This is a genomic window from Streptomyces sp. NPDC059957, from assembly GCF_042730015.1.
Classification (GTDB): domain Bacteria; phylum Actinomycetota; class Actinomycetes; order Streptomycetales; family Streptomycetaceae; genus Streptomyces.
In genome coordinates this window covers 20,807-31,162 of sequence record NZ_JBHWMB010000071.1, presented here as the reverse complement: position 1 = coordinate 31,162, position 10,356 = coordinate 20,807, and the positions used below count along the sequence as shown (strand labels likewise).

The window sequence follows — 10,356 nt, the reverse complement described above, 5'->3', positions numbered from 1 at the left end:
AGGGGGGGGGGGGGGTGGGGGAGAACGGCGGGAGGGGCGGGGGGGGGGGGGGGGGGGGGGGAAGAAAGGAAGGGGGGGGGGCTGCTGTCGGGGGGGGGGGGGGGGGTGTCCCCCCCCCCCCGCGGCACATCGGCCGGGCACCCCCTGCGGCAGGCCCCGACGGGCCTTGTGGGGGACCGCTTGTCCACCCCGGCCAATCTCGTGCGGGTGATCCTTCCGTACAGGCGGAATTCCCTTCCGGATCCGCCACTACACTGCTCAACACAACGCGTCAGGCCCACAGTGTCGTGCGTCTTCCACGCGGCTACCCCCCTCCACCGCCTGCGGCCGTCGGGACGGCCGTCCGCACTGGACTTGTGAGGACCCACGTGAGCTCGAAACCTGTCGTACTCATTGCCGAAGAGCTGTCGCCCGCCACTGTCGAGGCGCTCGGCCCGGACTTCGAGATCCGTCACTGCAACGGCGCCGACCGTGCGGAGCTGCTCCCCGCGATCGTGGACGTCGACGCGATCCTGGTCCGCTCCGCGACCAAGGTCGACGCCGAGGCCATCGCCGCGGCCAAGAAGCTGAAGGTCGTAGCCCGCGCGGGCGTCGGTCTCGACAACGTCGACGTCTCGTCCGCCACCAAGGCCGGCGTGATGGTCGTGAACGCACCGACCTCCAACATCGTCACCGCCGCCGAGCTGGCCTGTGGCCTGCTCGTCGCGACGGCCCGCAACATTCCGCAGGCCAACACCGCCCTGAAGAACGGCGAGTGGAAGCGGAACAAGTACACGGGTGTCGAGCTCAGCGAGAAGACCCTCGGTGTCGTCGGCCTCGGCCGCATCGGCGTCCTGGTCGCCCAGCGCATGTCGGCCTTCGGCATGAAGATCGTCGCGTACGACCCCTACGTGCAGCCCGCGCGCGCCGCCCAGATGGGCGTCAAGATGCTGACGCTCGACGAGCTGCTCGAGGTCGCCGACTTCATCACCGTGCACCTGCCCAAGACCCCCGAGACCCTCGGTCTCATCGGGGACGAGGCCCTGCACAAGGTCAAGCCGTCCGTCCGCATCGTCAACGCCGCCCGCGGCGGGATCGTGGACGAGGCCGCGCTGTACTCGGCCATCAAGGAGGGCCGCGTCGCCGGCGCCGGCCTCGACGTGTACGCGAAGGAGCCCTGCACGGACTCCCCGCTGTTCGAGCTCGACCAGGTCGTCTGCACCCCGCACCTCGGCGCGTCCACGGACGAGGCCCAGGAGAAGGCCGGTGTCTCGGTCGCCACGTCGGTGCGCCTCGCGCTCGCCGGTGAGCTCGTGCCCGACGCGGTCAACGTCCAGGGCGGCGTCATCGCCGAGGACGTCCGTCCGGGCCTGCCGCTCGCCGAGAAGCTCGGCCGCATCTTCACCGCGCTGGCGGGCGAGGTCGCGGTCCGCCTCGACGTCGAGGTCTACGGCGAGATCACCCAGCACGACGTCAAGGTGCTCGAACTCTCCGCGCTCAAGGGTGTCTTCGAGGACGTCGTCGACGAGACGGTCTCCTACGTCAACGCCCCGCTCTTCGCGCAGGAGCGCGGGGTCGAGGTCCGCCTGACCACCTCCTCGGAGTCCCCGGACCACCGCAACGTGGTGACCGTCCGCGGCACCCTGTCGGACGGCCAGGAGGTCTCGGTCTCCGGCACGCTCGTGGGCCCGAAGCACCTGCAGAAGCTCGTCGGCATCGGCGACTACGACGTGGACCTGGCGCTCGCCGAGCACATGATCGTCCTGCGCTACGCCGACCGCCCGGGCGTGGTCGGCGCGGTCGGCCGCATCCTCGGCGAGGCCGGCCTGAACATCGCGGGCATGCAGGTCGCCCGCGCCGAAGAGGGCGGCGAGGCACTCGCGGTCCTCACCGTCGACGCAGAGGCCCCGGTGAACGTCCTCGCGGACATCGCCACCGAGATCGGCGCCGTCTCGGCCCGTACGGTCAGCCTCGGCTGACGCTGCGGCAGCGGACAGAGCGAAGGGCCCGGGGGAGACCCCGGGCCCTTTCGTGTGTCCCGCCCCGTTACGCCGCCGAGGGCGCGAGCGCTTCGCCGGCCGGGGCCGGCTCCGCCTGGGCAGGGGCCTGCGCTCCGCGTCCCCGGAGCAGGGCCGCGGCGAGCACCGCCGCCGCGAGGAGCAGGACCGTACCGCCCCAGGCCGCGTACTGCATTCCGTGGACGAAGGCCTCCCGGGCGGCGGTCAGGACCTGCCCGCCGGCCGCGCCGCCGAGCTCCTGCGCGGTGGCCACGGCCCCGCCGAGGGTCTCCCGTACCGCGGGCTCGGAGCCGGCCAGGTCGGAGCGGTAGACGGCCGTGGCCAGGCTGCCCAGGAGGGCCATCCCGAGGGCGCCGCCGAACTCCTGGCCGGTCTCCAGCAGGGAGGCGGCCGAGCCTGCCTTCTCGGCGGGGGCGGAGCCGAGCGCCATGTCGGAGACCAGGGACATCACGGTGACGATGCCGCTGGCGAGGACCCCGGCTCCGGTCAGCAGCAGCCACAGCGAGTCGGTGTCCACCAGGCTGATCAGGGCGAACCCGGCGGCGGCGAGGACGAAGCCGCCCGAGATGACGTAGGCCCGGTCGGTCTTCTGGGCGAGGGCCGCGCCGGCGGGGGCTGCGGCGCCGATGACGACCGAGGGGGCGAGGCTCCAGAGGGCGGCTTCGAGGGTGTCCATGCCGAGCACCGACTGCAGGTACTGGGTGGTGAAGTAGGCCGAGCCCATCATGGCGAAGGCGGCGATGGTGTTCAGGCCGACGCCGGCGCCGAAGCCGCGTCCCCGGAAGAGGGCCCGGGGGACCATGGCGTCCTCACGGGTGCGCTGGCGGCGGACGAAGAGGTACCCGAAGGCCAGGCCGACGGCGAGGCAGCCCGCGTGGAACGGGGTGAAGCCCTCGGCGGCGATCTCCTTGAGGCCGTAGACCACCGGCAGCACGGCGGCCATCGACAGCGGCACGCTCAGCAGGTCGAAGCGGCCGGGCGCCGGGTCCTTGAACTCCGGGACCAGCACGGGGACCAGCACCAGCAGGAGCAGCATCGCGGGCACGTTGATCAGGAAGACGGAGCCCCACCAGAAGTGGTTCAGCATCACCCCGCTGAGCACCGAACCCAGCGCGATCCCGCCGGTCATGGCGCCGGACCAGATCGCGATGGCCTTGCCGCGCTGCCGGTCGTCCTGGAAGAGGTTGCGGATGAGGGCGAGCGTGGACGGCATCAGGGTCGCGCCGCCGATGCCGAGCAGCACCCGGGCCGCGATGAGCATCTCGGCGCTGGAGGCGTAGCCGGCGGCGACGGAGGCGAGTCCGAAGGCGGCCGCGCCGGTCAGCAGCAGCTTGCGGCGGCCGATCCTGTCGCCGAGCGAACCCATCGTGATGAGCAGGCCCGAGAGGGCGAAGGCATAGCTGTCGAAGATCCAGAGCTGCTGGGTGGAGCTGGGGTCCAGCTCCCGGGTGATGGCCGGGATGGCGAAGTAGAGGACGGAGACGTCCATCGCGACCAGGAGCAGGGGGAGCAGGAGAACGGTGAGGGCGGTCCATTCCCGGCGACCGGCGAGACGTGCTGCGGGGTTCGTCATGAGCAGCAATGTACAAGCGTCATAAACAGCTGTCTAGTACGTCTGTATAGAACGGTTGTATAGTACGTTTGTCTTGGACGGGTGTCTTGGCTACGGTGAAGGCATGGGACATCGCGAAGACTTGCTGGAAGGCGCCAAGAAGTGCCTGGTCGAGAAGGGTTTCGTGGGCACGACCGCCCGCGACATCGTCAAGGCCTCGGGAGCGAACCTGGCCTCGATCGGCTATCACTACGGCTCGAAGGACGCCCTCATGACGGAGGCGTTCATCGCGGTCATGCAGGAGTGGGGCGACCGGTTCACGGCCGGGGTGGAGGGGGAGGGTGGCTCGCTGGAGCGCTTCCGCTCGGTCTGGGACGGCGTGCACGCCGGACACGAAGACTCCGCCCCGATCTGGGCGGCCAGCATGGAGGTCGCGCTCACCCGGGACCGGCTCCCGGAGCTGCGCAGGTTGCTCGCCGCCTCGCAGGGGGAGGGGCGCAAGGGGCTGATCTCGATGTTCACCGGCGTGCCCGAGGATGACCTGACGGAGGAGGAGCTGCGGACCACCGGGGCCTTCTACCAGGCCCTGCTGAACGGGTTCATGCTCCAGTGGCTCTTCGACCCCGCGTCGGCCGCGACTCCCGCGGACCTGACCGAGGGGATGCGGCGGGCGGTCGAGGCGATGGCGAAGGCGGGCCCGCCGGCCGGGGAGTAACCGGAGCCGGAACCGCCGCCGCGGCGCCCGCGTCCCAGCCCCGGATCGGCCCGGCCGGAGGGGGAGTTGTGAGACGTACGGTGATGGTGGCGGCGGTGTTCCTCGGGGCGGCGGCGGGATGCGGCGGTGCGGGGATGCCCTGGAGCGACGCCGCGCCCGACCTGCGCCCCCGGATGGGGGAGGTGGCGCGGGCCTGGGAGGGCTCGGCCGAACTCAAGGAGTGGCGCGAGGGGTTCCACCTGCTGGAGGACCCCGTGCGGCTGCCGGCGGGCGCCTTCCGCGACGGGTACGACAAGACCGCCTACCTGGAAGGCAACTTCGCCCTGCGCGGCGAACTGCCCGCGCAGTCCGGCCGCACCGGCCGGATCACCTGGTCCGACGGCGCCGGCCTCGACATCGCGGTGCTGAGCGCGAGCGCGACGTACGAGACCCTCACCGGCAAGGCGCCCACCCGCGAACGCCCGTTGACCGTCACGGGCGCCCGCTCCGGCGAGCTGACCATGAAGACCAGCCGCGGCCCCGCCCGGGTCCCGGTCTGGTTCTTCGACCTGGAGGGGTACGCGCAGCCGCTCGCCCGGGTCGCCGTCGCGAAGGCGGAGCCGGCCGAGCCGCCGATCCCGCCGATGCGGTCCTTCGACGGGCGCACCGCCGAACTGTTCGGCCACGACGCCGCGGATGCCGCCGCCACCGCCTTCACCGTGGAGGCCGGGCACGGGGCGTGTGACGGCGGGGTCGCCGTCGAGGTCCTGGAGGGGGTCGACACGGTGGTCCTGGGCGGCCGCATCCTGCCGGGCAAGAAGCTCGGGAAGGGCGAAGGATGCCCCTTGATGATGCTCGAGGCGACGGTCCCCGTGACGCTGACCAGGCCGCTCGGGAACCGGGTCCTGATCGACGCGGTATCGGGTGCGGCGCTGGGCCGTTCGGGCAGCGCCGGGCGCTGACGGGGGCCGGTGCGGGGCGTGCCTCCGGGGCCGGCCGACCTGCCGTTCGGGGCGACCCGGCCCCGGCCGGTCAGCCGTGCAGGCGGGCTGCCTTGAGGGCCATGTGGAGGAGCAGGCGGTCCTCGCCCTCGTCCAGGTCGAGGCCGGTCAACTGCTCCACCCGGGACAGGCGGTAGTACAGGGTCTGGCGGTGGATCCCCAAGGCCGCCGCCGCGCGGCCGGCTTGGCCCGCGCAGTCCAGGAACACCTCTGCGGTCCGGGCCAGTTCGGGGTTGGCGGGGCCGCGCAGGGCGCGGGCCACCGGGTCGTCCAGGGCGTCCTCGGCGACGGACGCCAGCATGCGGTAGGGCCCGATCGCGGACCACTGCGCGACCGGGCCGAGCCGCGGCCCGGCGGCGGCGGCCCGGGCGGCGGCGGTGGCCTGCTGCCAGGCGGCGGGCAGTTCGGTGAGCGCCCGTACGGGGTCGGACACTCCGGCGGTCACCCCTGTGGCCGCGCCGGGGGCGGCGGCCTTGCCGCCTGCTTTCGGGGCGGTGCGGGCGGTGCGGGCGGTGCCGCCGGCCTTCGCTGCGGCGGGGCCGGGGCCGGGGCCGATGGCGGGGCCGATGCCGGCGGTGCCCGCCGCGCCGCCCGCCCCGCTCGCCGTGCGGGGCATCAGGCGGGAGATCGCCGTGAGGGCCGGAGCCAGCGGGTCCGCGCCGCGCAGCCGGATCAGCACCGCCAGGGACTGCCCCGCGGGCCCGCCGCCGCCCGGACGGGGCTCCGGCTCGCCGGCCCCCCGCCAGGGCACCACGCACACGGCCGCCGCTCCCGGGACCGAAGTCGGGGCCTCGCCCGACCACGGGCTCACGCAGACCGCGGCGTGCGGTCCCTCGCCGCCCGGACCGAGTGCCACCCGTAGCGCCGCCACGGCCATGTCCTGGTGCCAGCCCCGCCCGGCGGTGAGCGCGGCGAGGAACTCCCGGGAGAGGTCTGCGCCCGCCCGGGCCTCCTCCGCGAGGAGCAGCCCGATCCGCTGGGCCACCTCCATGGCGGCGGCCAGGGACTCCGCGTCGGGGCCGGGCTCCTGGTCGAGGAGCCACACGTAGCCCTGGACGATCCCGCGGTAGCGCACCGGCAGGCAGATCCGCCCCCGGAAGACGCCGGCGTCCGGGGCCGCCGGGATCCTCACCGGGCCGGTGGCGCGGGCGATGCCGAAGCCCTCGAACCAGGACCGGACGGCCGCCGTCGACTGGCGGGTCAGGATCGAGCGGGTCCGTACGGGATCCATGGCGAGATCGTCTTCGCTGTCGTGCGCGCCGAAGGCGATCAGGCGGAAGTCCCGGTTCTCCAGTGTCGCCGGAGCGCCGAGCAGCGCTGAGATCTCGTCCACCAGGTCCTGGTAATCGCCTTTCACCCGCACATTCTCCCACCCCCGCAGCCGCGCTTCAGACAGATGTATGAGATCCGGGCCACGGATGCGTGACAGCTGTCGATGGCAGAGGATCGGGGAGATCCCTAGGTTTCACGGTGGTTTTACTTGCGTTTTCCTTATGGCCTCCGTCGTCCCGGCGCGGGCTGAATGTCTGCTTCTGCCCGCCCCCGTTGGAGGTACCCCGTGCTGGGTCCCGCGATCCTCGCCGCCTCGCGCAGCGACAAGATGCGCCGAATCGTCTCTGCCGCCCCGGTGACCAAGCCCGTGGTGAACCGGTTCATCCCCGGTGAGACGGTCGACCAGGTCATCCCGATCGTCGAGGACCTGACGGGCAAGGGCCTGGAGGTGACCCTCGACGTCGTCGGCGAGGACATCACCACCGTGGAGCAGTCCCACGCCGCGCGCGACGCGTACCTCGAGCTCATCGAGCAGCTCGCACACCTGGGCCTCGGCGAGACCGTCGAGATGTCGGTGAAGCTGTCCATGTTCGGCCAGGCGCTCGAAGGAGGCCACGAACTGGCCCTCGCCAACGTCCGCCCGGTCGTCGAGGCCGCCGCCGCCATCGGCACCACCGTGACCCTGGACGCCGAGGACCACACCACCCTCGACTCGATGTTCGCCATCCACGAGGAGCTGCGCCGCGACTTCCCGCAGACCGGCTGCGTGATCCAGGCGTACCTCTTCCGCACGGAGGCCGACGCCCGCCGCCTGGCCGCCGCCGGCAGCCGCGTACGCATCGTGAAGGGCGCCTACAAGGAGCCCGCAGAGGTCGCGTACCTGGACAAGGCCGAGATCGACAAGGCGTACGTCCGCATCATGAAGATCCTGATGGAGGGCGAGGGCTACCCGATGATCGGGTCCCACGACCCGCGTCTGATCGCGATCGCCCAGGAGCTGGCCCGGCAGGCCGGGCGCAAGCTCGACGAGTACGAGTTCCAGATGCTGTACGGCATCCGCAGCGAGGAGCACCTGCGGCTGGCCGCCGAGGGCCACCGCATGCGCGTCTACACGGCGTACGGGACCGACTGGTACGGCTACTTCATGCGGCGCCTCGCGGAGAAGCCGGCCAACCTGCTCTTCTTCCTCCGCTCGATGATCACCAAGAACTAGGCGGTCTCGGGGAGGCGGAGCGCGTCTCCGCGCCGCCCGGCACGGCACCTCGCCGCACTGCCGCATCATCCGAGTACGTCCAGTACGCGAGCGATGCGGCAGCGCGCCGAGGCACCGCACCGGACGACGCGGAAACGCACCCCACCTCCCCCGAGACCGCCTAGGCCCTCCCCCTAGCCCAAGGAGCACCCCGCATCATGGACGCTGTAACCCAGGTCCCCGTGCCGGTCAACGAGCCGGTCCACTCGTACGCCCCCGGCACCCCGGAGCGCGCGCGCCTCGAGATCCAGCTGAAGCAGCTGTCCGAGAACCCGATCGACCTCCCGATGACGATCAACGGCGTCAAGCGGATGGGCGGCGGCGAGCGCTTCGACGTCGTGCAGCCGCACGACCACAAGTCGGTCATCGGCACCTACGCGAACGCCACGAAGGCCGACGCCCAGGAGGCCGTGGACACCGCGCTGGCCGCCGCCCCGGCCTGGCGCGCGATGTCCTTCGACGACCGCGCCGCGATCATCCTGCGTGCCGCCGAGCTGCTGTCCGGCCCGTGGCGCGAGAAGCTGGCCGCCTCCACCATGCTGGGCCAGTCGAAGACCGCGCAGCAGGCCGAGATCGACACCCCGTGCGAGCTCGTCGACTTCTGGCGCTTCAACGTCCACTTCGCCCGCCAGATCCTGGCCGAGCAGCCGGTCGCGAACTCCGCCGGCGTGTGGAACCGCAGCGACCACCGCCCGCTCGAGGGATTCGTCTACGCGATCACCCCCTTCAACTTCACGGCCATCGCGGGCAACCTGCCGACCGCCCCGGCCCTGATGGGCAACGTGGTCGTGTGGAAGCCGTCCCCGACGCAGACCCACTCCGCGGTCCTCCTGATGGAGCTGCTGGAGGAGGCCGGCCTGCCGAAGGGCGTCATCAACCTCGTGACGGGCGACGGCATCGCCGTCTCCGAGGTGGCGCTGACCCACCCCGAGCTCGCGGGCATCCACTTCACCGGTTCGACCAAGACCTTCCAGTACCTGTGGAAGACGGTCGGCACCAACATCGAGACGTACAAGTCCTACCCGCGCCTGGTCGGCGAGACCGGCGGCAAGGACTTCGTCGTCGCGCACCCGTCCGCGGACCGCGCGATCCTGAAGACCGCCCTGACCCGCGGCTCCTTCGAGTACCAGGGCCAGAAGTGCTCGGCGTCCTCGCGCGCCTACGTCCCGGCCTCGATCTGGAACGACGGCTTCAAGGAGGCCTTCGCGGCCGAGGTCGACGGCATCACCATGGGCGACGTCCGTGACCTGACGAACTTCATCGGCGCGGTCATCGACGAGCGCTCCTTCGCGAAGAACAAGGCCGCGATCGACCGCGCGAAGGCCGACCCGACCTGCGAGATCGTCGCCGGCGGCACGTACGACGACTCGGAGGGCTACTTCGTCCGCCCGACGGTCATCGCGTGCACGGACCCCGAGAACGAGGTCTTCACGACCGAGTACTTCGGCCCGATCCTGGCGATCCACGTCTACGAGGACGCCGAATTCGACGCGATGCTCGCGCAGATGGAGTCCGTCTCGGCGTACGCGCTGACCGGCGCCGTCATCGCGCAGGACCGCTACGCGGCGGCCGACGCGATGGAGAAGCTCCGCTTCGCGGCGGGCAACTTCTACATCAACGACAAGTCGACCGGCGCCGTCGTCGGCCAGCAGCCCTTCGGCGGCGGCCGCGCCTCGGGCACCAACGACAAGGCCGGCGCGGCTTCGAACCTGATGCGCTGGACCTCGACCCGCTCCATCAAGGAGACCCTGGTCGCCCCGACCGACTACGGCTACCCCCACATGGGCTGACCCCGGCCCCGCTGAACCCCGCCCCCGTTCCGGTACCCCCAAGTCCGGAGCGGGGGCGGTTTCCATGTCCGGGTCTGCGCCTAGACCTCGACGATGACCTGGTCCAGGGACTTGCGGACCAGGTCCGGGACCTCGCAGTCGTCCGCCGGGTAGCCGACCGGGATGACCGCGAAGGCCTTCTCGTTCTCCGGGCGGTTCAGGACGTGGGAGAGGAAGCGCATCGGGCTCGGCGTGTGGATCAGGGCGGCCAGGCCGGAGAGGTGGAGGGCCGACAGGAGCATGCCGACCGCGATGCCGACCGACTCGTCGACGTAGTAGTGCTTGTGCTTCGTGCCGTCCTCGCCGAGCCAGTAGCGCTGCTGGAAGATCACGATCAGGGCCGGGGCGTCGGTGAGGTGGGTCTTCACGGCGTCCGTGCCGATGGGGCGCAGGGCGGCGAGCCACTCGTCGCCGAGCCGGCCGTCGTAGGACAGCTGCTCTTCCTGCTCGGCGGCCGCGCGGATCTGCTCCCGTACGGCCGGGTCCTTGACGAGGACGAAGGTCCACGGCTGCTGGTGGGCACCGGAGGGCGCGGTCGCGCCGCACGCGATGGCGTCCCGGACCACCTGCTCGGGCACCGGGTCGGGAGAGAAGTGGCGTACGGTCCTGCGCTCGTCCATCCGCGCCCGCAACTCGGCGGCGCGCGCGAGGGACTCCTGGCTCGGCATCCGCTCGGGGCGGTAGGGGGCGGGACGGTACGGCTGGCCGTGGATCGGGGTCCACTGCTGGGTATCGGGAGACATGGAGCGAGTCTGCCGA

8 protein-coding genes are annotated in these 10,356 nt (G+C 71.9%); 5 read left to right on the top strand and 3 right to left on the bottom strand.

Annotated elements, in window-relative coordinates; genetic code table 11:
* The first annotated feature begins 368 nt into the window (after nt 1-368).
* On the top strand, nt 369-1,958 hold the full coding sequence (gene serA, locus ACFWBW_RS33510; RefSeq protein WP_385380760.1) for a phosphoglycerate dehydrogenase: 1,590 nt from the start codon (nt 369-371) through the stop codon (nt 1,956-1,958).
* 67 nt (nt 1,959-2,025) lie between these two features.
* On the opposite strand, the gene ACFWBW_RS33505 is transcribed toward serA, so the two are convergent.
* Entirely contained in the window at nt 2,026-3,570 is a 1,545-nt protein-coding gene (locus tag ACFWBW_RS33505; protein ID WP_385380757.1) for an MFS transporter, read from the bottom strand.
* 103 nt (nt 3,571-3,673) lie between these two features.
* Here ACFWBW_RS33505 and ACFWBW_RS33500 point away from each other — a divergent pair, with 103 nt between their 5' ends.
* Nucleotides 3,674-4,264, top strand: coding sequence for a TetR/AcrR family transcriptional regulator (locus tag ACFWBW_RS33500; RefSeq protein ID WP_385380755.1), 591 nt, complete (start codon nt 3,674-3,676; stop codon nt 4,262-4,264).
* Nucleotides 4,265-4,332: 68 nt separating this feature from the next.
* Entirely contained in the window at nt 4,333-5,205 is an 873-nt protein-coding gene (locus ACFWBW_RS33495) for a hypothetical protein (protein WP_385380752.1), read from the top strand.
* Nucleotides 5,206-5,275: 70 nt separating this feature from the next.
* Here ACFWBW_RS33495 and ACFWBW_RS33490 read toward each other — a convergent pair whose 3' ends face one another.
* Entirely contained in the window at nt 5,276-6,601 is a 1,326-nt protein-coding gene (locus ACFWBW_RS33490; RefSeq protein WP_385380749.1) for a PucR family transcriptional regulator, read from the bottom strand.
* A gap of 201 nt (nt 6,602-6,802) precedes the next feature.
* Here ACFWBW_RS33490 and ACFWBW_RS33485 point away from each other — a divergent pair, with 201 nt between their 5' ends.
* A complete protein-coding gene (locus tag ACFWBW_RS33485; protein ID WP_385380746.1) occupies nt 6,803-7,729 on the top strand; it encodes a proline dehydrogenase family protein in 927 nt (308 codons plus the stop codon).
* Nucleotides 7,730-7,926: 197 nt separating this feature from the next.
* Nucleotides 7,927-9,558: an L-glutamate gamma-semialdehyde dehydrogenase gene (pruA, locus tag ACFWBW_RS33480; RefSeq protein ID WP_385380743.1), complete on the top strand. Its 1,632-nt coding sequence runs from the start codon at nt 7,927-7,929 to the stop codon at nt 9,556-9,558.
* Nucleotides 9,559-9,638: 80 nt separating this feature from the next.
* Here the strand turns inward: pruA and ACFWBW_RS33475 are convergent, their stop codons facing one another.
* Nucleotides 9,639-10,340 carry a nitroreductase family protein gene (locus ACFWBW_RS33475; RefSeq protein ID WP_385380740.1) on the bottom strand — a complete coding sequence of 234 codons (702 nt, stop codon included), beginning with the start codon at nt 10,338-10,340 and terminating at the stop codon, nt 9,639-9,641.
* Between the last annotated feature and the right edge of the window lie 16 nt (nt 10,341-10,356).

Coding starts and splice junctions, on each gene's coding strand:
- ACFWBW_RS33505 (WP_385380757.1), bottom strand. CDS start 3,570: ATGACGAACCCCGCAGCACGTCTCGCCGGTCGCCGGGAATGGACCGCC.
- ACFWBW_RS33500 (WP_385380755.1), top strand. CDS start 3,674: ATGGGACATCGCGAAGACTTGCTGGAAGGCGCCAAGAAGTGCCTGGTC.
- pruA (WP_385380743.1), top strand. CDS start 7,927: ATGGACGCTGTAACCCAGGTCCCCGTGCCGGTCAACGAGCCGGTCCAC.
- ACFWBW_RS33475 (WP_385380740.1), bottom strand. CDS start 10,340: ATGTCTCCCGATACCCAGCAGTGGACCCCGATCCACGGCCAGCCGTAC.